Consider the following 25,443-nt stretch of genomic DNA (forward strand, 5'->3'; position numbering starts at 1 on the left):
AAACTGGAGCGCAATCGCGAATTCGGAAAAAGCTACTGGAGCCGGCGGTGGAGAATCAACCCAAGATCACTACCACGAAAACTGGAGCCGCCGGCGTGAGCCGGCGGTGAAAGATTCGCGCGATACATCGGCGTAAGCCGGCGGTGGGTTTCGCGCTACCCAGCGTGCATCCACAACAATGGGGCGAATACCACGACCACCACCACCAGCTTACGCTGGTGGCTCTAACGTTTGCGCGACGGCGCAAGAGAAAATGGAGCGCAATCGCGAATTCGGAAAAAGCTACTGGAGCCGGCGGTGGAGAATCAACCCAAGATCACTACCACGAAAACTGGAGCCGCCGGCGTGAGCCGGCGGTGGAAGATTCGCGCGATACATCGGCGTAAGCCGGCGGTGGGTTTCGCGCTACCCAGCGTGCATCCACAACAATGGGGCGAATACCACGACCACCACCAGCTTACGCTGGTGGCTCCAGCGTTTGCGCGACGGCGCAAGAGAAAATGGAGCGCAATCGCGAATTCGGAAAAAGCTACTGGAGCCGGCGGTGGAGAATCAACCCAAGATCACTACCACGAAAACTGGAGCCGCCGGCGTGAGCCGGCGGTGGAAGAAACGCCGAGCGTCCGGGTGTTACGCGGGCGGAATGGAGAGCGCTCGGCGGACCAGGCCCACGTCGTGGACGCGAAGGATGCGGACACCCGCGGCGGCCAGCAGCATCGCCAACCCCGCCGTCGCCCGACCGAGCGCCGCCGGATCGCCGCCCACCATCTCGCGGAGAAACCGTTTGCGTGAATGGCCGACCAGGATCGGACGACCCAACTCGCGAAAACGGCTGATCCGGGCGACGAGTTGCCAGTTGTGCTCGGGGGTCTTGGCGAAGCCCAGGCCGGGATCGACGACCACGGCCTCGGCGTCGATTCCCGCCGTTTCGGCGGCCTTCAAGCCCCCGCGCAGTTCGGCCAGGACCTCCTCGACAACGTCGCGATAATCGGCGAGCGACTGCATGGTTTGCGGGTTGCCGCGGATGTGCATGAGACACAGGCCCGCCCGATATTCGCGGACCGTCGCCGCCATCTCGGGATCGGCGCAGAGACCCGAGACGTCGTTCACGATGACGGCCCCGGCCTCGAGCGCTGCACGGGCGACCGCCGCCTTGGTGGTGTCGATGGAGATCGGCAACGCGACCCGTTCGGCCAAGGTCTCGATCACCGGCAGCACGCGGCGAAGTTCCTCGTCGACGGGCACCGGTTCCGCGCCGGGGCGGGTGCTTTCGCCGCCGATGTCCAGGATGTCGGCCCCATCCTCGGCCAGACGGAGGGCGTGGTCCACGGCGGCCTCGGGATCCAGGAATCGCCCCCCGTCGGAAAAGCTGTCCGGCGTGACGTTGACGATGCCCATCAACAGGGGATGGTCGCCCCAGGTCAGGACTCCGCCGCGAATACGCCAACGAGATTCGATCATGGTATCGTCGTCGATCGGGAACGTCCGCTTCCGCCGCCGTTCCCCTTCGTCCGGCGGCGTCCGCGCTGAGAGCGCGAGGCTCGCGCGGCTACCAAGGCGTCTCCAGCATGCCCACGATCTGCCGCGCCAATTGCTCGATGGCGGTCTGATGGGCGGTGGCGACGGACTGACCGACCTCGGGCACCAGCGTGGCTTCGGCGGCGATGCGGGCCAAGTCGGGCGGCAACGGGACGGACTGCATGGGCATCAATTCCCGACCCCGTTGGTCCACCCATTGCACCTCCACCTGCAATTGGACGGCGGTCTCTCGGGGATCGTCGTAGCGGTTCTCCACCACCGTCCGCTTGGTCTCGCTGACGATCCGACCGGAGAGGATGCTGTCGGCCTTTTCCATCGAACCGACGACCTTGTAGGGCGTCCGCAATTCGATCTCCTTGACGACGGCTTCGGTCAACCGTTCGCCCAGGCCGGGCCGAAAACTCGCGGACTGAAACATGGGCACGTAGATGGTTTGGATATCCGGCCGGAAGAGGGTGGCGTTGCCCACGAAATAGCCCGCACAACCGGTCGCCAAAAGCAGCGGCACGGCAGCGGCCCAGAGCAAGCCACCCAATGCGAATCCGCCCGCGGTACGGGCCGCGCGTCGCCTTGGCCCGGGCCGAGACGCATCCGCCTTCGCATCGTCGGTCGGCGCCGCCGGCGTTAATCGTCTTTGGATTCGAACCATCGCGTCAGCCACGGGAAGCGATCGGGGGGTTTGTCCGGCAGACCGTCGATTTGGCGGATCCTCTGCGCCGCCATGACCGCCGCCTTGCTGTCCGGAAAATCCTGGAGGACCAAGCGGTAATAGTATCGGGCCGCGCCGTAATACTTGCGGGCATCGTAGTATTGTCCGATCGCATAGTCCCGCATCGCCTTTTCTTCGTAGATGCGGTTCTTTTCTTCGATCAATTTGATCCGATCGTCGCCCAACTCCGTGGAGTAAAGGGCCAGGACTTCATCGGAGATTTCCTCGGCCTTTTCCAAGGGGGTGCCGTCGTAGGTCGGTCCTTGGTAGGAAAGGGTGTACGACTTGATGCCCAAGAGCGAGGCCGGAATGACGTACTCGCTCCGCGGATGGTCTTTGCGGATGAGGTCGTAGTGGAACGCGGCCTCCTCGTAGCGCCCCTTGAGGAAGTAGGCGTTGCCCGTGGCCAAGAGACTGTCGTCCGCCAAGGGACCCGTGGGATCGTACAGGCGGACGCTTTGATAGGCCTTCAGCGCGCGGCCCCAGGTGTCGAACTTGGGCCGCGTGGGGTCGCTGAACTGGACCAAGCCGAGGAAGGAGGGCCGAGCGGCCTCGACCTGCTCCCAGTATCGCCCGATGGCGAATTGCCGCCGCACCGCCGTATCCAGATAGCGGGTGAACTCGTATTTCTTCAGCAATTGGTCGTAGGCTTCGTTGGCCTTGGCGTAGCGGTCGAGGAAGTAGTACGATTCGCCCAAATAGAAGAGGGCGTCTTCCTGCAAGGGCGAGTCGGGCCAGTGGGCAGCGGCCTTCTTGAACCGCGCCGCGGCGGTGACGTAGTCTTTTTGGCGATACGCCTCGACGCCTTCCCCGAATAAACGACGAGCCAGGGCTTCGTCCCGTTTCGGCTTGAACAAGCCGACAAACCGCTCCGGCAAATCGAGCAGTCCCCAGGTCTCCTCCTCGACGGGAACGTCGCTGGTGGAAAGGACCAAGGCATCCTCGTCCGCCGGAATTGCTTCCGCCCCGCTCGCGGCGGGGGAAGCTTGCCGGTCCGGCGTTCGCGCGGTCGAGCGATCGTCGGCAACCGCGGTCGTTCCGGTCCGCGATTTGGGCTCGTCCGCGGCGGACTGTTGACCCGTCAGACGGCGAAACAGCCAGCCTCCCTCGTCGTCTTGGGTCGAGGTTTGATAGCCGGAATCGCGGGCGGAGGCGGGCAACTCCAACATGCTGCGGCACCCGACGAGCAGCGGCGCCAGAAGGCACGCCAGTCCGCTCAGCGCGATCAGTCTTCGTCGCGGAGTGCGGCGGGCGCGGCAACCGGGCGTGCCGGCACACTCGGGATCACCAAGGAAGCATCGCCAGGTATTCATGCATCCGCGGCCTTTGGCCCAACAAGTGACAGATCAACTGATTCAACACGCCGCGCAACTCGCCTCGCGTCGCCGGCGGAATCTCGCGGTCCTCCGTCGTCTCCGCGTCGGGAGCGGACAACGCCCGCATCGCGCCCCAGGTCTCCGCCGTCAACGAGACTACGTTGCGCCGACCGGGCCGACAGCGAGGGCAAACGCCGCCGCCGTCTTGCAGTCCGAAATACAGGCGCCCCCGCTGCCCCTGCTCGATGCTTTCCCCGCAGCCAACGCACTGCTCCAGGCTGGGACCGTGCCCCAGCAGGTCGAGCAGTCGCCACTCGAAACGCGCCACGCGCCGCGCCGGATGCAGCTTGCTCTGTAGCTCCGCGATGGTCTCTACGGCCAAATCGAACAAGGGCGGGTTCGGGTCGTAGTCGTGAGTCAACGCGTGAAGCAACTCCACCACGTAATACGCCCCGTACAGCCCCGGCAGGTTGTCGCGATCCACGCGAAACCGCCGCAGCAGCTTGGCTTCGGTCAGCAAGTCCAGTCCTTCGGTCGATTTGCGGAGGAAGACTATTCGACAAAGGGCCAACAGGTCAAGAGCGAAGTCGAAGGGGTTCTTGGGTCGCTTTGCCCCTTTAGCTAGAACGCGTATCTTGCCGAATTCCCGGGTATAGAGATGCGCGACCACGCTGCTCTCGCTGAAGTCGTGGGTTCGCAGGACCAGGGCGACGGCCTTTTCGGTGCTCATCGTGATTGGAAAAAAGCCTCTTCCATCCGTCGGAGGGAGCCTATGTTTCGACCAGACTTGCGGTGAGACACGCGACCGAGACGCCGCGTCACCGACCATGCGGTTCATGATAACGCTTCGCCGGGGAAAGAGGAAAAGCACGGCAAGTCGGGCGAAGGTGACGGCGTGCGCGCGTGCCGCCGCGCCGCCGCATCCGCACTCCCGCGCTTTGCCCGTCGGCAGCTTGACGGCTTATAACGCGATTGCGCATAATGAGCGCGGTCGCCAAAACCGTTTGCCGCCGCTTGTTTTCCGCGAGGTGCGGTGCGGCGACTTGTCGTCCGCGAATCGGACGGCCGCGCGGAGAATGCCGGAACGGCAGCGCGTGCAGTCGCGAGACGCCCATTCCAAGAGTTCGTTGCGACTTCTTTCCTTTCGCGGAGGTGTGCCATGTTGCGCGTCGGCCTGGGTTTGTTATGCGTGGTGGGTTTGATGGCAACCGCGGGTTGTCCGGGCGGCGGGGGAGCCAAGCTGAATACCGTCAAGGTGACCGGCACGGTGACGTTGGACGGGACGCCGTTGCCGGGTGCTACGGTGACGTTCTCGCCCAAGTCGGAGGGCGCCCGGGCCGCCTTTGGAACCACGGATGAAAACGGCCGCTTCACCCTGACCACGCTGAACCCCGGCGACGGAGCGATTCCGGGTTCCTATGCCGTCGCCGTTTCCAAGCCGGTGGCGAGCGCTTCGTCGTCACCGTCTCAAGACCCGCGGGCGTTCAGCGGCAGCATCAGCCCCGAAGAGGCGGCCCGAATCAAGGCCCAGGCTCAAGGCGGCGGTGCTGCGGCGGCAGCGGCGGCCAACGTCGTGCCCGCCAAGTACGCCTCCGCCGATACCTCCGGATTGACCGCCGAAGTGAAGGCCGGCGGCGACAACAACTTCCCGTTCGAGCTTTCCAGCCGCTAGAGCAGCCCTCAACAAGCCGCGATTTTCGCTCGAAAAAACATTCCGCGGAAAGTTGGCGCAAGCGTGCTTGCCTGAATTTTCCGCGGATTTCGTTTTTTTCGGTCCTCCAGCAATTAATCGGTGTTAGTATGGGTAGAGAAGGCTCGCGCCGGTGCGCCGCGAGCGGGTGGGTTTCAAGGGCTTCCCACCTCCCGTCGATCGTCCTATCCGTTGGCTTTGGCGGCTTTTCGATCGCAAATGCGCCGCATTCGCATTGGTTCGCCGGTCTTGTGACCTATAGTTCCTTTGGAAGAGCCGTATTGCGCTCGGCGGTCTCCCGACCGTCGGTGTGATGAATCCTTCAGTTTTTAGGAAGTGAGGTGTTGTCGTGGTCCGCAAAAGGTCGTGGCGAAAGTGGATCAGGGGTTTTACCCTGGTGGAACTGTTGGTGGTGATTGCCATCATCGGGATCCTAATTGCTTTGTTGCTGCCGGCGGTGCAGGCCGCCCGTGAGGCCGCTCGCAGGTCGCAGTGCACCAACGCCCTCAAGCAAATCGGTTTGGCCCTGCACAACTATCACGATGCGCACAACGTATTCCCCAGCCTCAGCCAAGGCACGCAAACCGGCAACGAGCAGACCTGCACGTACGGGGGCTTGAGCGCTTTCGTGATGTTGCTGCCGTATCTGGAACAAACCTCGCTGTACAATCAATGGGCCTCGCCGCAGGCCAGTCCCGCCTACAATGCCTGGGGTCCGGTGCCCTGGTACGGGTGGAACTTCCAACCGCACCACGTCCAGGTGCCGTCGATTCTGTGTCCATCCGACGGAGCGGCGGGCAAGATCCGTGACGACGGGCGGCCCTACTGGTGGCAGGGCGACAACTCGTACGTCTTCTGCTGGGGCGACGACATCAACACCAACTGGCGGGGCAAGACCAATCCGCGCGGTATCTTCGGGGCCGATAGCTTCATCGGCTTTTCCGGCATCAAAGACGGGTCGAGCAATACGATCGCCGTCAGCGAAATCGTCGTTTCCACGCGATTCGACGTCCGCGAGACGCACGGGAATTACGTCGAGAACGTCGGCGAAGGAACCCTGCGGGCCAACCCCGGTGCTTGCTTGGCGTACAAGGGAACCAACAACACTATCACCGCCGCCGCTCCTGGAATCGGCGAGATCCGCGGCGTCCACTACGGTTGGGGTGCTTGCGTGGCGACCGGTTTCAGCACGATCCTGCCGCCCAACTCGATCGGTTGCAAAGGCGCGTCTTCCGAGTGGGGTGAAGACCACGTGATGCCGCCGGACAGCTATCACCCGGGCGGCGTGAACGCCGGTTTGGCGGACGGTTCGGTCCGCTTCATCAGCGACACCATCGACACCGGCAACCTGGCGGCGCCGGAAGTCGGCGGCGGTCCCAGCCCCTACGGCGTGTGGGGCGCCTTGGGCACCCGCTCCAGCGGCGAGACGCTCAATAACTTCTGATCCTTCCGCCGCTCATTTCCCCGAATCCAAACCGCCCCGATCCCTCGCCGGATCGGGGTTTTCTTTTGGGCTTCCGGCTACAATAACCGAAAAGGGATTCGGTCGGTTCGGCCGCCGGTTCCCGGCGCGGGAAAGCGGTTGGTCCGCCGCCCTCGGTATTCGCGTTGCCACCTCATCGATCTTGCTGTGCCATGAGAGCCATCCGCCACGACGCCCGAAACCGGGATTCCAATGAACCTCGACCAACCTCTTCCAACCCTTGCCCGGCGCGACGGCCGCCCTCCGGCGGGGCGCTGCGATACCTCGCCACGGATGCACTCCTGGTGCTCTTTCTCGCCGCAAGCGTGCTCTCGGTCGATCCGGCGAAGGCGGCGGATCGGGTCCTGTTTCGCAACGTCACCGCCGCCTCGGGAATCGACTTCGTGCATACCGACGGCAGCGGCGGGCGGCATTATATCGTGGAAACCGTGGCCTCCGGCACGGCCTCCTTCGACTTCGATAACGACGGCCTGATCGATGTCTATTTCCTCAACGGCGCGCCCCTGCCCGGCACCGTCGCCGACGAAACGCCGCGCAATCGCCTGTACAAGAACCTGGGGGGCTTCCGCTTCCGCGACGTGACGAACGAAGCCGGGGTGGGCGACCCGGGCTACGGCTTGGGGGTAGCCGTGGGCGACTACGACGCCGACGGTTGGCAGGACCTCTATGTCTCCAATTACGGACCCAACGTCTTCTACCGCAACAACGGCGACGGCACGTTCAGCGACGTCACCGAACGGACGGGCACAGGGTTGGCCGATCCTCAAAAGGCCGGGGCGGGCGTCTGCTTCCTCGACGCCGACGGCGACGGTCGCCTCGACCTCTACGTGGCGAACTACCTCGCCTTTTCTCCCGACATGAACGTGACCGCCAGTTGGAAGGGCCTGCAAATCTACCCCGACCCCTCCCGCTTCCGCCATTGGCCCGACAACCTCTTTCGCAACAACGGCGACGGCACCTTTACCGACGTCAGCGAGGAATCCGGCGTCAACCGGCACCAAGGCCGGGGCATGGGCATCGTCGCCGCCGACTACGACAACGACGGCGATACCGACGTGCTCGTCCTCAGCGACGGTCCGCCCGGCAATTCCCTCCTCAAAAACGACGGCACGGGCAAGTTCGAGGACGTCGGCCTGTTGGCGGGCGTGGCCTTCGATTCGGCCGGATTGGCCCACGGCGCCATGGGCACCGACTGCGGTGACTTCGACAACGACGGCCTCCTCGACTTCTTCGTCACTTCCTACCAAGGGCAGTGGGCCACGCTTTACAAGAACCTCGGCGACGACTTGTTCGACGACGTGACCCAGCAGACCGGGGCGGGGACCGCCTCCTTCAATCACGTCACCTGGGGGTGCGCCCTGGTGGACGTCAACAACGACGGTTTCAAGGACATTTTCTACGTCCGCGGACACTTGATCGACAACATCGAATTGCTGGACGACACCACCGCGCTGGCCGCTCCGCCCGCCCTACTCCTCAATCAAGGCAACGGCAGGTTCATCGACGTTTCGAGCGAGGCCGGCGACGCCTTCCAAACCAAGAGCGTCGGGCGCGGGGCGGTCTTCGACGACTTCGACAACGACGGGCGAGTCGATGCGATCATTCTCAACTCGCGGCGACCGGCGACCGTCCTCCGCAACGAGTCCGTCAATTCCAACCATTGGCTGCAAATCCGCTTGGTCGGCAAGCGCGCCAATCGCGACGGCGTGGGGTCCCATGTCATCGTGACGGCGGGCGACCTGCGGCAACTCGACGAAGTCCACGCCGGTCGCGGTTACCAAGGTCACTTCGGGACACGCTTGCACTTCGGCCTGGGATCGCACGACCGCGTGGATCGACTGGAAATCCGTTGGCTGGGCGGCGGCGTGGACGTGCTGGAAGACTTGCCCGTCGATCGACGACTCACCATCGAGGAGGGCGGCAAGATTCTGGCCGACGAACCGGGGACCGCCCGTTGATGATTCGAGAATCTCCGGAGACACACTGCCGATGACGCAACGGCAAGACACGGCGAAGGACAACTCTCCGCACCGCTCCCTTGTCCGGCGGTTCGAGCGGATGGTCGAACGCGAGGGTTTTCCGGCGGGCATCCTGCTGATCCTTCTCGCGCTGCCGGTGATGATTGGTTGCCCGCGGGGTGAGAACGCGCCGAGTCCTCCCGCCGCGACGCAGGCCGAAACGCCGCCCGTTCCGGCGCCGGCAAGCGATCGGACCGCTGCGGACCTGCCGCTCCCCGCCCCGGCCCAAGCGCCCGGCGACACGCCCGCGACCGAACCTCCCCCGCCTTCTCCCGTCGTCGATGTTTCCCCGGCGCCCGCCGAGGAATCGTTGCCCCAATCCACCGCCGAATTGATCGCGGAGGTCCGCGCCGTGATCGAGGAGTTGGTGCAGTGGGGACCGGACAACCTCGACTGCATGGAAATGAAGGCCCGATTCCTCGATTGGTTGGGCAAGTCGGACGAGGCCGAGCAGATCTGGCGGCAATGCCTGGAACGGGAACCGCGGTACGTCCACGCCTACGTGGGATTGGCGTCCGTGGCGGCCAAACGCGGGCGGCACGCCGAGGCGATCGAGCACGCCCGCAAGGCCGTCGATGCCGATCCCTACTCCTTTCGCGCCCGAGACATCTTGGCCGAGGCCCTCGTCAACGAGAACCGCCCGCAAGAGGCCGTCGATGCCCTGGCCGAGTTTCTGAAGCTCGACCCTCGATCGCACGGATTCTTCTTGTTGGGGAGAGCCTACACGCTGCTGGAAGACCTGCCGAACGCCCGCAAGGCCTACGAAGACGCCCTCCGCGTCTATCCCGACTATGCCGAGGCGTGCTACGCCCTGGCCCGAGTCTGCCTGCGACTGGGCGACCGCGCGGCTTCGCAAGAGTACCTCGCCCGCTACCAAAAGCTGATGAAGCGCCGCGACCCGCACGAACAGGGCATCGAGATGGGGCGGGACGATTTCAAAGAGATGAAGATCAATGCGGCCATCATCTACACGGACGCCGGGCGCATCTACTTGTCCCGCGGCCTGCCGCGCATCGCAGAACGCTTGTGGCGTCGCGCGGCGGCGCTGGATCCCGGCAGCGTTCCCGCCCGAGAGTTGGCCGCGAGCCTGATGATGGATGAAGGACGCTGGTCCGAAGCCCTGACGCTGTTCGAGGAATTGCTCCGCGTGGATCCCTCCAATCCCCGATGGATGGTAGCGCAGGCCCAAGCCTACGCCTTCGCCAAGCGCCCGGAAGATGCCAAGAACACCTTGGCCGAGGCATGTCGCCGCTGGCCCGATCGTCCCGAAGTGCACGCCGCCCGAGCACGGTTCCTGGCGGCGTTGGGCGAGGACCTGGACGAGGCCGTGCAATCCGCCCAAGCGGTCGTCGAACGCAGGCCCAGCGGACTCAATTACGCCTTGCTGGCCTGGACGAAGTTCCGAAAAGGCGATGCGGCGGGCGCCGACGAGGCCCTCCGCAAGGCCCTGGAGTTGGACCCGGACAATCCCGAAATCCGGCGCGTGTCGGCGACCATTCGCGGGGACGCGCCGTCGGCGCCTTCGCCCGGCGGCGCGCCGTCCGGTCGATGATCGCGCCGGGCGCCGGCCCTTGCCCGGTCGTTGCGACGTGTTCGCCCCGCGAGCACCGCCGGCTCACGCCGGCGGCTCCAAGATTGCCATTCACGCAACCCGCCGCCGCTATCGAACGATCACTAGAGCCGCTAGCGTAAGCTAGCGGTGCCGGGGCCGCTCGCGTAATCAAACAATCATTAGAGCCGCTAGCGTCAGCTAGCGGTGTTTGGACCGGCTCGCTTAATCGCAAGAAAACTAGAGCCGCTAGCGTAAGCTAGCGGTGGCGGGGCCGCTAGCGTAATCAAACAATCACCAGAGCCGCTAGCGTCAGCTAGCGGTGATCGGAGCCTCCGGCAGCCCAACGCCCGCATCGGCAGCGGTTGCAATGCGATGTCCTTCCCGGCACAATGCGTAATCAAGCCCGCCTGCGAAATGGGCGGCGGAAGTCGTCCTCCCAGCCTTTTACCCGTCTCCAGAGTCCGCTCCCATGCTGCGCGTATCCACTCACCTGGTTCGGCCGAACGCGTCCCCAGTGCTCATCACGGCGATCGTGGTCGCTTGGGTATGCCTTGTCTTCCCGGTCCGGGCCGATGATTGGCCGCAATGGCGAGGTCCGAATCGCGACGGCACGTGGAACGAAACCGGAATCGTTGAGCGGTTCTCGGGAAACTCTTTGAAGATTCGCTGGCGTGCACCGATTTCCGGCGGTTATAGCGGGCCGACGGTCGCCGACGGTCGCGTCTTCGTCACCGACCGCGTGACGCAACCCGACGAAAAAGAACGCATTCACTGCTTCCACTGGCAAGACGGCCGTGTGCTGTGGACTTACGAGTACGCCTGCCCCTACCGCAACATGACGTACCGCACCGGCCCTCGCGCTTCCGTGACCGTTCACGACGGCTTGGTGTACGCCCTGGGAACCATGGGGCATTTGCACTGCTTGCGGGCCGAGGACGGTAGCCTGGTGTGGCGCAAGGCGCCGGGCGAGGATTATCAGCCCGAGGTGCCCACCTGGGGCGTCGCCGCGGCACCTTTGGTGGAAGGGAATCTGCTCATCGTCCAAGTCGGCGAAGCCGACGGATGCCTGCAAGCCTTCGATCGTAAGACGGGAAAACTCATCTGGAAGACCCTCGAAGACCCCGCCTCGTATTCCGCTCCCATCGTGGTCGATCAGGCCGGGAAGCGGGTCGTGATCTGCTGGACCGGCACCCGCGTGACGGGAGTCGATGCCGCGGACGGACGCCTGCTGTGGTCCATCCCCTTTGCGCAGCGCCGCTGGATCGACGCGATTATCTCGCCGCTCTTCCATCCCGAAACGAACGAACTGTTCGTAAGCTGCTTCGAGGACGGCGCCTTGATGATGCGTCTCGACCCGGCGCAACCCCGGGCGGAGGAGGTATGGCGGCGAGCAGGCCCGAATGAAGTGAAGACCGACGCCTTGCACATCCTGATGGGCAGCCCCGTTCGCGACGGCGACTATTTGTACGGCGTGGACAGTCACGGGCAATTCCGTTGCTTGGACGCGCGCACGGGCGATCGCCTTTGGGAGGATACGTCGTTGACTTCGCAACTCCGCTGGGGAACCCTACACATGGTCCGCAACGGCGAGCGCGTGTGGATGTTCAACGACCAAGGCGAATTGCTGATTACGCGGTTGTCGGCGCGGGGGGTGGAAGTCATCAGTCGCGCGACCCTGCTCAAGCCGACCAAAGGGCAGTTGGGTCGCGGCGACGGCGTCACATGGTCGCATCCCGCCTTCGCGTATCGCCACGTATTCAATCGCAACGACGAAGAGCTTGTGTGCGCGGATTTGAGCGCCGGCGCCCAATGAGCTTGCCCACCGCGGACGCCGGGCGATGTGCCGTCCGGTCGATGATCGCGCCGGGCGCCGGCCCTTGCCCGGTCGTTGCGACGTGTTCGCCCCGCGAGCACCGCCGGCTCACGCCGGCGGCTCCAGGATTGCCATTCACGCAACCCGCCGCCGCAATCGAACGATCACTAGAGCCGCTAGCGTAAGCTAGCGGTGCCGGGGCCGCTCGCGTAATCAAACAATCATTAGAGCCGCTAGCGTCAGCTAGCGGTGTTTGGACCGGCTCGCTTAATCGCAAGAAAACTAGAGCCGCTAGCGTAAGCTAGCGGTGGCGGGGCCGCTAACGTGATCAAACATTGACTGGAGCCGCTAGCGGTGAGCGGTGATTGGTGCCCGCGGGCAACCGCCGGAAGTCACCCCTCCATGACGTCCTTTTCCCGCTTTTGGGCCAATTCGTTGGCCTTTTCCTCGTACTCCTTGGTCAACTCCTGGATCCGCTCCTTGATGCGGTCGCGGTCGTCCTCCGTGATCTCCTTGTCCTTTTCCGCCTGGTCGGCCCATTTGTTGCCTTCGCGGCGGATATTCCGCACCGCGATTTTGGCCTCCTCGCACAACTCTTTGATTCGGGCGACCATTTTGCGGCGGACTTCGGTGGACAGCGGCGGGATGTTGATGCGGACGACGCGACCGTCGTTTTGCGGATTGAACCCCAGGTCGCTGGCCTGGATCGCCTTCTCGATGTCCTTGAGCGTACCCGGATCGTAGGGGCGGATGACGATCTGCTGCGGCTCGGGGGCGGCCACGGAAGCCAATTGCTTGAGCGGGACCGGCGCGCCGTAGGCCTCCACGCGGAGACTTTCCACCAAGCCGGGGTTGGCCCGGCCCGTGCGAATACCGGCCAGATTCTCCCGCAGCACGGAGACGGCCTTCTCCATCTTCTCTTCCACGGTCAGCAGGATTTCATCTTCGGTCATGGCGCGAATCTCCTGGGCAAACGGCACCGCGAACCTCGCTTGCGCGGCGCGGCGAGGCGGAGGTCGCGGCGGGGCGAAGCCCCCCCTCGGCCCGGTCGTTTCAGACGATGGGCGAGGACGCAGTCGGCTCCCCGTCGCCGATCCGCGTGCCTACCGACTCCGCGCGAATCGCCCGCTCGATGTTCCCCTTCTTGTGAAAATTGAAGACCAGAATCGGCATCCCGTGCTCCGCGCACTTGGTGACGGCCTCTTTATCGAGCACGCGAAGATTTTGAGCCAAATAGTCGGCGTACGTCAGGCGACCGTACAGCACGGCGTGGGGATTGCGAACGGGATCATCGCTGAAAACGCCGTCCACTTTGGTGGCCTTGAGCAGAATGTCGGCGTTGAACTCCAAAGCGGCCTGGGCGGCGGCGGTGTCGGTGGTGACGAACGGTCGGCCCGTCCCCGCCGCCACGATCACCACGCGGCCTTTCTCCAAGTGCCGGTCGATACGGCGGCGGATGTAAGGCTCGGCCACGTTCTCCATGCGGATCGCCGAAGCCAATCGCGTCTCGACGCCCAGCGACTCCAAGGCGTCTTGCAGGGCCAGGCCGTTGATGACGGTGGCCAACATGCCCATGTAGTGGGCGGTAGCCTCTTGAATGGCCGCGCTCCCCGCCTTGAATTGCGCCCCGCGAAGGATGTTGCCGCCGCCGGGAACGACGACGATGCGGACGCCGCTGCGAGACGCGCGGGCGATCTGCTCGGCCAAATCCACGACGCAACTCATCGCGATCCCGCGCTGACCTCCCACGGCGAAGCCTTCGCCGGAGATCTTCAGAACCACGCGGCGATACTTGCCCGCCTCCGCGGCGGTTTCTCCTTCCGTCATCGGCGTATCACTCCTTGCCGACTTCCCAATATACAAAGCGTACGAGCTTCATACCGTGGTCGCCGGCGAATTGCTGGACGGACTTGCCCGGTTCCTTGACGAACGGTTGATCGACCAGGCAGTTCTGAGCGTAAAAGTCCTTCATGCGGCCCTCGACGATCTTGGGAATGATGTTCTCGGGCTTGCCGGACTGCCGCGTCATCTCGGTCAAAATCTCTCGCTCCTTGGTCACCAGGGCGGGATCGAGTTCGTCGCGGGTCATGGCCTTGGGCCGCATGGCCACCACGTGCATGCAGATCTCCTTGGCCAACTCGGCGTCGCCGCCTTCGACCTCGACCAGGGCGGCCTTGCTGCCGTCGTGGTGCAGATACGCCCCGCACGAACCGTCCAGACGCAGGATTCGCCCCACGCGGAAACTCTCGCGGATGCGATTCACGACTTCGGTCAGGCGATCCTTCAACGTCTTGCCAGGCTCCTTGGCGGAGGGCTGGGTCAACAGTTCCTCGGCCGATTGGGCACCGGGACCCTGCGCTAATTGTCGCACCATATCCTCGGCCAAGTCGATGAAGTCGGGGCTCTTGGTGACCGGCGCGCTTTCGCAAAGCAGTTCGACCATGGCGGCCTTCTTGCCGTCGAAGTCTTGATAGATCGCGATCCGCCCGAAGGCTGTCTCGCGGTCGGCCCGCTTCTCCATGACCTTTTGGCCGGCCTTGCGAAGGATTTCGATCGCCTTTTCGGCGTCGCCTGCCGCCTCTTCCAAGGCCCGCTTGCAATCCATCATGGGCAGCCCGGTACGCTCACGCAACGCCTTCACCACGGCGGCGGAAATTTGCGACATGACTCGATCTCCCATCTAGGTTGTACGAAGGATCGCCGAGTTGCCACTGCGGACGCGATTCGCCCGGCGGTCGGTCGGCGGGAATTGTCGTTAGCTCACCCCGTCGCGGGACCTAGACCGCGGCGGTTCCGCGGCGACGCTCACTCCACGGGGTTGGGGTATGGAGCAGGCTGCGGAGCGGCTTCCGGTTCGGCGGGCTTCTCCGCCGCCGGCGCGACCGGGCCTTCCTTCAGCAGTCCGGCGGAGGCCCGACCCGCTATCACCGCGTCCGCCAGCACCGTCAACACCACTTCGATGGAACGCATGCTGTCGTCGTTACCCGGGATGGGCAGGTCCACGTCGTCCGGGTCGCAATCCGTATCGATCAAAGCCACCGTGGTGATGCCCAACTTGCGTGCCTCGCGCACGGCGTTCTTTTCCTTGTTGGGATCGACGATCACCAGGCATTCCGGCAATCGCTCCATCGTCCGCAAACCGTGCAAGTTACGGTAGATTTTGCGGTACTCTCGGTTGAGGGCCGATTGCATCTTTTTCGAATAGGTGTGAATCGCGTCGCTGTGGATGAGACTTTCCAGCTCCTCCAAACGCGCGAATCGACTGCGAATCGTGGCGTAATTGGTGAGGGTGCCGCCCAGCCAGCGATCGCTGACAAAGGGCATGCCGCAGCGCTTCGCCTGTTCGGCGATGATGTCCGCCGCCTGCCGCTTGGTGCCCACGAACAGAATCAACGACCCCTTGGACGCGACGTTCTGAAGATATTTCCTTGCCCGCAAGAGACCGCGGAGGGTCTCCCGCACGTCGATGATGTGAATCTCGTTCCTGCGTCCGTAGATGTACGGGCGCATCTTGGGATTCCAACGACTGGCGCGATGGCCGAAGTGGACGCCCGCCTCAATCAGATCCTTCACCAGAATGGTAGCCACGGATTGCTCCTAACTAGGGCACACCGACGTGTTTTCCCTGCAACGAGGGGTCGGCGTTAACAAAAGAATCACCCGGTCTGTTTGCGATTCCCCCTACGCGGACCGCTCGCGCAGGGTAGAACCCTAAGAATAGTGTCCACGACCGGTCGGGTCAACTAGAGCCGCGATGTGGGGGGGATGCGGGCAAAAAACGGATCGACGAAGCGAGTCGGGCGCAATTCCCGGGGAATGAGGGTTTCTTGCCATCAAGAAAGCAGGAAAAGCCCGTCTCGTGAAAGACAGGCTTTTCTCAAAACACGGGAGGAGGAGGTGCTTCGTACCCCAGATCAGACCGGCGCCGCAGCCGCGTCGGGGGGCGTCTTTGCCGGCATAAAACTATTTCATCGACCTATATTACTTATTCTGCTCAAGCTTTCTGCGATACTCGTCGCGTTCGCGACGCGTGGCGTCCAGATCGAAGAGCAGGTATTTCATGTCCAATCGCAGTTCGCCCAAAGCGTCTTGCACCAAATTGAGGATTTGCCGGCGGCGGCGAGCGTTATCCACCACCCTTCCGAGCGGTCCCTGCAACCGATTCCGGTAGGGGTCCGGGAGAGAACCAATGGCCTGCACCAACTCCTGTAATTCGGGGGGGATGGTCGCCTGTTCTTCTTGCTTTCCGAATCGGGGCTGCGTCATGGGTGTCGTCTCTTCAGTTGTTCCGCCGGGTCGCCAACGATGTCCGTCTTGCTTCGGGAGAAGAAACAGGCAGCTTTGATTCCAAGGCCGCCGGGGAGCAAAAAAACGAACCAAAGTCTCGATATTGTAAGACTTTAAGACGACGTTGCATGTTTGCGACGGATTTGGGCGCGTTGCCTTGCGTCAACAGTTGATCTGGTCCAAAGCAACAAATCGTGGTAAAAGCGGGACTTACGCGGCCGAATCTCGGCGCCTCAGGAGGAGGCGTCTCGCGCCGGCGTTGGATTGCCGCCGCCCGTCCGCCATGCCCCGACCCGTCGTCACAACCATCGCCCAATGTGCCAACGATCGCGAGCCTCGGCTTGCCGTGGCAGCAGTCCGCGCAGGGGCGGCCTTTTGCCGCGACGGTCGCCGCGCGGATTGGGGTACGTTTCGGGGACCGCCCTCGGAGCATTCCGCAAACCGAAAACGCTTACGGCGTTTTCTCCATCCTATCCGCAGTCCCCTGCTCGCCGCGATTACCCTGCTGATCGTTGCCCTGATTGCGACCCCGGCACGGTGCCAGTTGACCGATCCTGCCGTGGGGAATCCATCCGACGGGGCCTCGAGTTCGTTTCGCTGGAGTTATGCGGGCGGCGACGCAGCGGCTCAAGAGACGCTCCATCGCATCGAGATGATTGGGCCGGGACAACCGGTCGAACGCATCGCGATCTCTGCCGGAGTCGGCACCGCCGTCTATTATTTCCACCCCATTTCCCCGGCGGCGGTCATCGAGGAATCGGCCTGCAAAGTGATGGTCCGCGCTGCCCGACCCGGCGTTCAGGTCTTCTTTTCCGTTGCCTTGCCTCGGACCCTGGATCGCCGGACGGGAAACCCGCTGGCCCTGCTGGTGCCGGGCGAAGTCCTTCGCGTGGCGGGCGCCTGGACCGATCTCCGCGTTACCGAGGTCCCCCTCGGACTGGAACGCGAGATCCGTCCCTTGCGGCTGCAATTGGGCGGGCTGTCCATCGATCCCCGGGGCGCCGTCATCAACGGTATTGTGCTGAACGTTTACGGCGGACCCGGCGAAAACGAGGTCTGGATCGGCGACGTTTCCCTGAGCGGACGAGTCGCGCCGCCGGCGATCGGCGATGCGGAAGGCCCCCCTCCACCCGCGCCTCCGGTCGGCATCGCCGCTCCGAACGGGTCTCCCGGAGCGTTTGCGCCGCGCGATCCGTTCACCTCGCCGCCGAGCGATGGCAACGTCCTGCCCGCGGCGGGTTGGTCCAACACGCCCTTCGCCGAGGAAACGCCGCCCCTCACGACGGTGATTCGCGGCGATTCGGCGGGCAGCGCGGACGCTGCGTCCCCGCGGGCGCGGATCGCCTTGGAGGGGTCGTTGTTGCGGATCGACGGGCAACCGTTCTTCGTCCGCGGCGTCGAACATCGGGGAGAACCGCTCGACTTTCTGCAACGCTTGGGCTTCAACGCCGTTTGGACGCAGCAGGCGAGCGAGTCCCTGCTGCGAGAGGCGAGGGATCGGGGGATGTGGGTCATCACCCGACCCGACCCCGCCTTTTTGTCCGCGACGGGAACGCCGGGGTTCGAGCGCACCCCCGGTCCGCTGTTGGAGCCGATCCTGGCCTGGGACCTGGGAGAGCAGAATTCCGCGGCGGACGTGACCGCCTTGCGTCAGGCGGCGGATGAGTTGCGGCGGCGCGACGGGACGTCAGGGCGACTCCTGGCGGCACGTCCGCAAACCGATCTTCGCACGGTCGGTCGCGCCGTGGATATCCTCGTTTTCGGACGCGAACCCGCCTACACGGCCCTGACGTTTCGCGACTACGCCGACTGGCTTCGAGGACGCCTGCTGCTGCCTCGACCCGGCACGCCCGCTTGGGTGACCGTCCAGACGCAACCGGACCCCGCTTTGGTCGATCAATGGCGGGCAGCAGGTATCGATACGACCGACATCGACGGTTTGGAACCGGAGCAGATTCGAATCTTGACGTATCTATCGTTGACCGCGGGAGCGCGGGGCCTGATTTACCGCTCGCGCTCGCCCTTGGATTCCGCCGATCGAGCCGCGCGCCTCCGCGCGGCGGCGATGGAACTGGCGAATCGCGAGTTGGCGCTCGTGGAACCCTTCCTGTCCGGCGGGCAATTCGTGGGCATGGTGGAAAGCAATCGGCCCGAGATCACCGCCGCCCTCTTCCGCACCGATCGCGCGCGGCTCTTGATCCCGCTTTGGATCGGCCCCGGTTCGCAGCTTGTCCCCGGACAATCGGCCTCGCAAGACGTCGCCTTCGTGGTGCCGGGCGTGCCGGACGCCTATTCCGCGTACTTTCTACTGCCCGGCAATATGGCCCCGCTCGATGCCGAACGGGTGACGGGGGGGATGCGCGTGCGACTGAGCGAGTGCGGGCCCGCGTCGCTGGTCGTCCTGACGCAAGATTCCTTGGTGTTGCACCATCTGTCCCAGCGCGGTTCGGTCTCGGCGACGCGCGTGGCCGAATTGTGGAAGGAGATCGCGTCCGATACCCTGCGGCAAGTCCGCGCCGTGTACGAGCAGACGGCGCGAAGCGGCAATCCCCCGGCCAACGCCGAGGCGTGGTTCCGCATGTCGGCGGATAGCCTGCAAGCGGGCGACGCGGCGCAGCGGCGGGGAGACGCCGCGGACGCCATCCGGCAATATCAGCGCGCCATCCGCCCCCCGGCCTTGCTCCGCCGGGTACTGTGGGAATCGGTACTCGATCCCGCCGCCGACCCCACGACCGACCCGTTGGCCCTATCCTTCCAGACGCTGCCTTGGTACTTGGCTTGGCGTGATCGTTGCGCCGCTGCGGCCTGGGGCGACAATCTTCTGCCCGGCGGCGACATGGAAAGCGCCGAGGCTTGGTCTTCGACGGGTTGGCAGGTCTATCAGTATCCCGTGCCGGGCGCGGAATCGCGTGCCCGTCTGTCGGCCTCGGCGGCGAGGTCCGGAAACCTGGGCCTGTGCCTGTCGGCCCTGCCGAGCGATCCCCAGCGCCCGGCGGTCAACGTCGAGTCTCCGCCTATCTGGTGCGAGTCGCCGCCCGTCGCCGTGCAAGCCGGCGACCTGGTGCGGATCGAAGGCTGGGTCTACATTTCGCGGCCCATGTCGGGCAGTCCCGACGGCCTCGTCATTCAGGATTCCATCGGCGGAGACGCCTTGGCTGCCCGCATCCCTCGCACGGTGGGCTGGCGACCGTTCCGCCTGGATCGCGCGGCGACGCAATCGGGCGAGTTGCGCCTGCGCATTCTGATGACCGGCTTGGGCGAAGCATGCTTGGACGATCTGGTGATCCGGACGGCGAAGCCGCTGGGACCGCTGGCCGGGCGACCCGCCGTTCGGTCGGTCGCGCAAACGGCGCCCGCCGGGGAATGACCGTCGCTTGCCCGCGAAACATCGAGATCGCCGCAACCACTGCGCCCGCCGCCCGATCCTCGCCGCCGCCGGCCTTCACTCCACTCGCCACTCCAGGATTCCGCCCGAGTAGCCCTGTTGCAGCTTGACGTACAGCCGAACGCGGGTGGTCTCGACGGGGTCGAACTCCAGCCGATTGAAGCGGTCCTTTTCGGTCCCGAGGCCGGACTGCGGTGCGACCTCCCGCCAATCGTTTCCGTCCCACCATTGCACGCGGCAGGCCTCGGGGACGCGACAACCGCCCCCGCCCGTGTCGTCGAACCAATAGACCTCCACGGCGGACACCTTCTTCGCCGCGTCGAAGCGGTACGTGATCCACTCCCAGCTTCCCTTGTGCGGCCACCACGTGAATCGGGGCAGGCCTTGATCGCCGGAGTTCCGCGGCACGACCCCGTCGTTCACCGCCGCCACCGTATCGTTATCAAAACAGTGCGAGGCCTCAATCGGCGGGACCTCCGGCGGTTTCCAGCGGTTGGCATCCGCACCGAAGCCGATGACCGGAAAGGCCGAGATTCGCAGTCGCGCGCAGCCCATCGGAATCAACAGCACCTCCTCCGTCGGCTCTTCGGATAGCACCGGCGAAGCCTGCAACGGGGCAGCCAACCCGTACGCATCGAGTTGCCACTCCGGTATCTTGCGGGCCTTGGTCTTGAGCGCGACGGGCGCCGCATCCGGGGTGAACGGCTGACCGACGCCGTCCCAATCGCGGCGGATCGGCTCGAAGCCGCTCTCGGGCGGATCGCTCAGCACCAAGCCGTAGTTCCAATCCGTGGTGGGGTAAATCTCCCAGGAAGGCCATTTCTCAGTGCGATCGTACTTGACGTAGCGCTCGCCGATTTTCAGCGAGTACGTGAGCGGTCCGCGGTCCACGGAAACGCTGTTGTGATTCGCTTCCCACACGCGGAGGCGAATCGACATCGGCAGCGTCAACGCCAATTCGTCGCCGTCGCGCCAGGTCCGCTCCACGACCAACCAACCGCCCGCCGCGGCTTTCGGGGTCGGCAATTCACCGCCATTCAGGCGGAGCGTCGGCTTCGAACACCAGTTCGGTATCCGCAGGTACAAAGGGAAGGCGACGGGTGCATCCGCGGCCAACGTGAAGACGACGCTTTCATCGAACGGATACTGCGTCTTCTCGGTGATGACGACTTCCCGGCCTTCCGCTCCCACCTTGGCGCGGACCGAACTCGGCGCGTACAGCACGGCGGCCAAACCATCCCCCGCCGCGGCCATCCACAGGTGTTCCGCGAAGTACGGCCAACCGTGCGAAACGTTGTGCTGGCAGCAGCGGTGATCGTAGGGGTCCATGCAGAACATGGGACCGCCGTTTTGCACGCCCGGCGCCTTGTTCTTGGCGTCCGAGACCGCCAGATTGGGCGACGTGAGGTAGCGCAGGGCCTTGAGGTCGGGGGTCATCGAGGCGGGCAGGGAGTTGAACGCGACGTCCTCGCAGACGTCGGCCCATCGCACGTCGCCGGACAAGGCCGCCAGCATCTCGCAGGAGAGCATCATCTCGACCATGGCACAGGTCTCGGCGGCCTGGCGGGGATCGACGTAGCCCGGCCTGCAATTCTCATCCGCTCCGTACAAACCGCCCGGCACCTGTCCGTAGGCCCGCCGCATGTCCTCGTAGTTCAGCCATGCCCGGTCCAGCAGGGCAAGATCACCCTTCTGCTGATAGAAGATGCCCGGCGCACGGAAGCACTGCGCCATGTTCACGCCGTGCCAATTGGCCACGCCCTGGTCCCATCGAGCCATCCGCCGGAATATCTTCTCTCCCAATTCCAAAAGCCACGGGTCGCCCGTGCGATTGTACAGCCAATAAACGCTCGCCAAATTGTCGCTTGCCCGCTGGTTCTGCCAGTACGGCAAAAGGAAATCCTCTTCCGGCAACTCCAACTCCCAGCGGAAGTAGCGCCGCATCAACTCCAGCACGCGCGGATCGCCCGTGTATTCGTGATACGATTGCAGCACGTTGAGCATGACCATGTTCGGCCAGACGTCGGGCTTCAGGCCGTGCGGCGAACCGATCACCCGCAGGTTGCGTCGCGGACCGAAATAGCCGTCCTCGCGTTGGCTTTGAATCACCGGTTCGATCCATCGCTTCGTCTCGGCGATCATCTCCGGCCTTTCCAGCAGGTAGGCCAAATCGCCGTAGCCCTTCAGCCAGTAGGGCACCTCTTCCCAATGGCTGGTCTCGCCTTCGCCGGCGGGGCTGAGCCAGGCGTTTCCCTCGGGATCGAGGAAGCGACTGACCTCGTGCAAGTGCCCAACGAAACCGTCGGCCTGCAATTCCAATTGCGTGTGCAACCAGTCCCGGGCGCGGACCGCCCCGACCGGCAGTTTGGCCAGCGGACTGGGCACCAAGGGCGGACGATTGGCCGCATAGTGGCGGATTCCTCGCGCACCGTCCGGGGTCTTCACCGCGCGGACCGTCGCCTCGCCCGAACGCTCCTCGCCTCCGGCCAACGATTGGAAGCCCATCCACGCGACTCCTAACATTACCAAACCGATACACGCCCGTTTTCGGGTGCGTGAGGACACCATGTTCCCGTAGCGCATGCAGCGTTCTCCTTCTTCTTGCGGCGGAGCCTGCGGAGGATGATCGCGGGGACGTCGCCGTACCGCCGCCCGAGGCCTTTCTAGTGCGAATATAGCGGACCGACAAACGCCCGGAAAGCGTTCGGCTGCGCCAAGCGTCCGCGATGCCAAGCCCACCGGTTTCGCCGCGGGTCCAGACGATTGGGAAACGCTCCGGGCAAGTCCTGTCGGAAACATTACTCGGCGCCGCCGCGCGCGGGAAGAAGAGCGGTGGAACCCTCCGTGACCGTTCCAGCGACGCCTCGCCGGGGTCGGTCTATCACACCCGAATGAAAATGACCCCTTGCGACGTGAATAGCAATGTCTCTGTTAATTGTCCGCACAGCTTGGAATGCAGCGGCGGGTTTGGAATGTAGCGGTAAATTTGGAGTGCGGCAGCGGGCTTGGAGTGCGGCAGCAAAGCCGCCGCTTTGAAAAGCGGCGGCGAGCCACCGCAGTCCATAGTCAGCGGCAAGCCGCAGTCCACGGCGCCGCGGCGATCCCGAGTCGCTCCTCGCACCGTCCACTTCGCCGCCCGATTCAGCAGTTCCATGAACCCCCAGCGGGGGACATTTCCATTCGTGGCGAACACGCCCAGCTTCTGCATACTTGCCACTTGCGGTAACGACTGCCGCCGGCTATACTCGCACCCCGGGAAATCGTGACATAAGGTAAGTTAGCGGGAAGCCAACAGCTTTGGTAGACAAACGTGAAACAGAGATAGTCTGTTTCTCTGGAGACTGCTTAATTTGGGAGGACATGGATGATCTTCATTATTATTTTCCTCGTCACTGTTGTCGGGGCCGGCGCTCACCTCTATATCTTCCAATCCGTCCCTCGTACCAAGGAACGTATCGTCGAGGTGTTCCTCCTCTATTTCCTTTGCGTTGAGTGGGGATTTGGAGCTGTCGTGACCTCGATACCACACATTCTCATACCTGATCGTATTGCGAACTACATAGGATGGCAAACGGGTTCCCCTTTTCAGATTGAACTAGGATTTGCGTCGTTAGGTATCGCAATTCTGGGAATCTTATCGATTTGGCTGCGAGGTTGGTTCTGGGTCGCTCCAGCTATAAGCCATTCTGTGTTTCTATTCGGTGCTGCCTTTGTGCACATTCGCGAAATAATTGGCCGGGGCAACTTCAATCCTGGGAACGCGGGTCCTATATTGTTTTTTGATATTGCTGTCCCGCTTCTCGTTCTGGGATTACTTCTGGCACATATTCGTATGGGCGGCATGGCAAAGGAGAAGCTATGAAGTGAGCCGTATCAGTTTACCGCCCTGTTCGTGGTGTAGAGCGGGAGCGGGGTGGGTGAGCAGAGGGTCTGGCGGAGGAACTCGTAGGGTTCACGGCCCAATTTGCGGCAGGTGCGGGTGATCGAGGGGAGCGTCTGCTGGGCCAGCCGGCCGGCCTCGGAGCGGTTGCCGCCGCTGAGCTTTCGGGCGATCACGTTGAACCGCAGTTCGAATTCGCTCTCGTTGTTCGTCGCCGGGATGTCCGCGGGAGCGGTCAGGAAGCGAAACACGTCAGGTCGATGTTTTTCCAGGAACGCCGCCAGCCGTTCGTTGCCGGCATGACGCTTGACCGGCGTCACCAACCGTTCGAGCGCCGCGGTCAGCCGGCCGCGCAGCGACGACAGCCCCGCCGGGGTCAGATGCCCGGCGAGGAACCGGTCCCGCACCGACAGGCTCCGCTGGAGCAGCTTCTTCACGGCGCGCGGGAACCGCACCGCGCCGGCGGTCGCCGTCTCCAGCAACTCGCGGCAGCGCTTCAGGAGGTGCGCCAGGCACTGCTGATGGCGGGCCCGCCGGAACTGGCCGTAGCTCGCCAGGCCGTCGTGGATCAATGTGCCGGCGTAGTCGAGACCGATGATCTCGGCCAGCACCTCGTGTCCGCGGCGACGATCGATGCGGTACAGCACCGCGTCGTCACTCACCACCACATGCAGCCAGTGCAGCACCCCGCCCAGCTTCCAGCCGGTCTCGTCGCTCTTGATGACCGGCGAGCCGCGGACTTTGGCTTCGATCCGGGCGTAGGCGGGCTGACACTTCGCCGCTGTTCTGAGGATCGAGCGACACGACGTCGAGCGGTTGAGCGTGATGCCGAACAGGAGCTGCATCAGCCGGGCAATCTTGGCGTGCGAGAGGCCGAGTTCCTTGTTGAGGATCGCTTTCGCCGCGTGCACGTGCGGACCGAGCTGACTCGCGGCCGCACCGAGGGCGTCGGACGTCTGCAGGGCGTGTCGCCCCTGCACCCGCGCGCCGCAGTCGGCACAGTGGCCGCAGTGAATGTCGAACCGCCGCACGATGGGCCGGGTCGGCAGGTCGGTCTGCCACTGCGGCTGCGTGGTCTCGTCCACCAGCTGCCTCGAATGGCACTTCGGACACTGCGGCGGGAGCGGCACGTCGTAGACCTCGTCGGGCGGCTGTTCGGGGATCGCGCGGCGATGGTGCTGTCCGTAGTCATCGCCGGGCTTGCGACCAGGCGGCTTCGGGTCCGGCTTCGGCGGCCCCTTCGAGAACGGCGCGGCCTGCCGCTTGCCGCCACGCTCCTTCTCTTCCAGCCGCTGGAGAAGTTCCGCCTGCCGCTTGAGCAGCGACTCGACCTGCGCGGTCAGCCGGGCGACCTGACGTTCGAGTTCGGCATTCCGCGCCTCCAGTTCGGCGACCCGCTCCTGGAGCGCCGCGTTCTCCGCCAGCAACTCGTCGTAGGTGGGGCGTCGACCATCCATGGCCCCAACAGCTTGACTCACCGCCGCTCACAGGGCAAGATCAATTCGCAGGGCGGTAAACTGGTACAGTGAGCCAAGCTCGCGTCCATCGGTTGGGATACTGACGTTGTGGATTACGTTTTGTCAGTCCCTTTACCAACAGAAGGAGCTTGGCCGTAAACTATTGTGGCATCGACTTGGGTGGCGTGTCCAGTTACGTGTACATAACCACAGAGCGTGGGCGGAAGTTATGGTCCGGCCCGGTGGAGACGACGAAAGAGGCGTTTGAAGCGCGTTTGCAACGATTTTGCAGAAATGGCCTGAGCGTGGCGATC

General features: G+C 64.1%; 19 protein-coding genes. 7 read left to right on the forward strand and 12 right to left on the reverse strand.

Annotated elements, in window-relative coordinates:
* Window positions 1–630 precede the first annotated feature (630 nt).
* The 4 genes from folP to recO all read right to left on the reverse strand — a co-directional run bounded on the left by folP (window position 631) and on the right by recO (window position 4,294).
* Window positions 631–1,461 (reverse strand): dihydropteroate synthase, encoded by an 831-nt coding sequence (gene folP, locus ACYQ6J_RS14445; RefSeq protein WP_460184891.1) that lies wholly within the window; start codon window positions 1,459–1,461, stop codon window positions 631–633.
* Between the two features lie 88 nt (window positions 1,462–1,549).
* Window positions 1,550–2,074: an LPS assembly lipoprotein LptE gene (gene lptE, locus ACYQ6J_RS14450; protein ID WP_460184892.1), complete on the reverse strand. Its 525-nt coding sequence runs from the start codon at window positions 2,072–2,074 to the stop codon at window positions 1,550–1,552.
* Window positions 2,075–2,163: 89 nt separating this feature from the next.
* Window positions 2,164–3,561 carry a tetratricopeptide repeat protein gene (locus tag ACYQ6J_RS14455; protein ID WP_460184893.1) on the reverse strand — a complete coding sequence of 466 codons (1,398 nt, stop codon included), beginning with the start codon at window positions 3,559–3,561 and terminating at the stop codon, window positions 2,164–2,166.
* The gene (gene recO / locus ACYQ6J_RS14460; RefSeq protein WP_460184894.1) at window positions 3,533–4,294 is read right to left on the reverse strand and encodes a DNA repair protein RecO; all 762 of its coding nucleotides are present in this window, start codon (window positions 4,292–4,294) and stop codon (window positions 3,533–3,535) included. Before recO ends, ACYQ6J_RS14455 begins: the two co-directional genes overlap by 29 nt.
* Before the next feature lie 429 nt (window positions 4,295–4,723).
* Here recO and ACYQ6J_RS14465 point away from each other — a divergent pair, with 429 nt between their 5' ends.
* The 5 genes from ACYQ6J_RS14465 (at window position 4,724) to ACYQ6J_RS14485 (ending at window position 12,120) form a co-directional block, all read left to right on the forward strand.
* Window positions 4,724–5,236 (forward strand): carboxypeptidase regulatory-like domain-containing protein, encoded by a 513-nt coding sequence (locus tag ACYQ6J_RS14465; protein WP_460184895.1) that lies wholly within the window; start codon window positions 4,724–4,726, stop codon window positions 5,234–5,236.
* Between the two features lie 367 nt (window positions 5,237–5,603).
* Window positions 5,604–6,698 carry a DUF1559 domain-containing protein gene (locus ACYQ6J_RS14470; protein ID WP_460184896.1) on the forward strand — a complete coding sequence of 365 codons (1,095 nt, stop codon included), beginning with the start codon at window positions 5,604–5,606 and terminating at the stop codon, window positions 6,696–6,698.
* A gap of 323 nt (window positions 6,699–7,021) precedes the next feature.
* Window positions 7,022–8,695: a CRTAC1 family protein gene (locus tag ACYQ6J_RS14475; RefSeq protein WP_460184897.1), complete on the forward strand. Its 1,674-nt coding sequence runs from the start codon at window positions 7,022–7,024 to the stop codon at window positions 8,693–8,695.
* 31 nt (window positions 8,696–8,726) lie between these two features.
* Entirely contained in the window at window positions 8,727–10,307 is a 1,581-nt protein-coding gene (locus ACYQ6J_RS14480; RefSeq protein WP_460184898.1) for a tetratricopeptide repeat protein, read from the forward strand.
* Window positions 10,308–10,776: 469 nt separating this feature from the next.
* Window positions 10,777–12,120 carry a PQQ-binding-like beta-propeller repeat protein gene (locus tag ACYQ6J_RS14485; protein ID WP_460184899.1) on the forward strand — a complete coding sequence of 448 codons (1,344 nt, stop codon included), beginning with the start codon at window positions 10,777–10,779 and terminating at the stop codon, window positions 12,118–12,120.
* A 392-nt stretch (window positions 12,121–12,512) separates the two neighbouring features.
* Here the strand turns inward: ACYQ6J_RS14485 and frr are convergent, their stop codons facing one another.
* The 5 genes from frr to ACYQ6J_RS14510 form a co-directional block, all read right to left on the reverse strand.
* Window positions 12,513–13,073, reverse strand: coding sequence for a ribosome recycling factor (frr, locus tag ACYQ6J_RS14490; RefSeq protein WP_460184900.1), 561 nt, complete (start codon window positions 13,071–13,073; stop codon window positions 12,513–12,515).
* Window positions 13,074–13,173: 100 nt separating this feature from the next.
* On the reverse strand, window positions 13,174–13,947 hold the full coding sequence (gene pyrH, locus ACYQ6J_RS14495) for a UMP kinase (RefSeq protein WP_460184901.1): 774 nt from the start codon (window positions 13,945–13,947) through the stop codon (window positions 13,174–13,176).
* Between the two features lie 7 nt (window positions 13,948–13,954).
* On the reverse strand, window positions 13,955–14,785 hold the full coding sequence (gene tsf, locus ACYQ6J_RS14500) for a translation elongation factor Ts (protein WP_460184902.1): 831 nt from the start codon (window positions 14,783–14,785) through the stop codon (window positions 13,955–13,957).
* A 140-nt stretch (window positions 14,786–14,925) separates the two neighbouring features.
* Window positions 14,926–15,708 (reverse strand): 30S ribosomal protein S2, encoded by a 783-nt coding sequence (gene rpsB, locus ACYQ6J_RS14505; RefSeq protein WP_460184903.1) that lies wholly within the window; start codon window positions 15,706–15,708, stop codon window positions 14,926–14,928.
* A 393-nt stretch (window positions 15,709–16,101) separates the two neighbouring features.
* Window positions 16,102–16,386, reverse strand: coding sequence for a transcriptional regulator (locus ACYQ6J_RS14510; protein ID WP_460184904.1), 285 nt, complete (start codon window positions 16,384–16,386; stop codon window positions 16,102–16,104).
* 367 nt (window positions 16,387–16,753) lie between these two features.
* Here ACYQ6J_RS14510 and ACYQ6J_RS14515 point away from each other — a divergent pair, with 367 nt between their 5' ends.
* The gene (locus tag ACYQ6J_RS14515; RefSeq protein WP_460184905.1) at window positions 16,754–19,774 is read left to right on the forward strand and encodes a hypothetical protein; all 3,021 of its coding nucleotides are present in this window, start codon (window positions 16,754–16,756) and stop codon (window positions 19,772–19,774) included.
* A gap of 75 nt (window positions 19,775–19,849) precedes the next feature.
* Here ACYQ6J_RS14515 and ACYQ6J_RS14520 read toward each other — a convergent pair whose 3' ends face one another.
* Together ACYQ6J_RS14520 and ACYQ6J_RS14525 are read right to left on the reverse strand one after the other, a co-directional pair.
* Window positions 19,850–22,297: a beta-L-arabinofuranosidase domain-containing protein gene (locus ACYQ6J_RS14520; protein ID WP_460184906.1), complete on the reverse strand. Its 2,448-nt coding sequence runs from the start codon at window positions 22,295–22,297 to the stop codon at window positions 19,850–19,852.
* Between the two features lie 376 nt (window positions 22,298–22,673).
* Window positions 22,674–23,000, reverse strand: coding sequence for a hypothetical protein (locus ACYQ6J_RS14525; protein WP_460184907.1), 327 nt, complete (start codon window positions 22,998–23,000; stop codon window positions 22,674–22,676).
* Window positions 23,001–23,156: 156 nt separating this feature from the next.
* Between ACYQ6J_RS14525 and ACYQ6J_RS14530 the strand changes: the two genes are divergently transcribed.
* Window positions 23,157–23,654, forward strand: coding sequence for a DUF6790 family protein (locus ACYQ6J_RS14530; RefSeq protein ID WP_460184908.1), 498 nt, complete (start codon window positions 23,157–23,159; stop codon window positions 23,652–23,654).
* 11 nt (window positions 23,655–23,665) lie between these two features.
* Here the strand turns inward: ACYQ6J_RS14530 and tnpC are convergent, their stop codons facing one another.
* Entirely contained in the window at window positions 23,666–25,129 is a 1,464-nt protein-coding gene (gene tnpC / locus ACYQ6J_RS14535) for an IS66 family transposase (protein WP_460182980.1), read from the reverse strand.
* Between the last annotated feature and the right edge of the window lie 314 nt (window positions 25,130–25,443).

The organism is Thermopirellula anaerolimosa, from assembly GCF_054657335.1.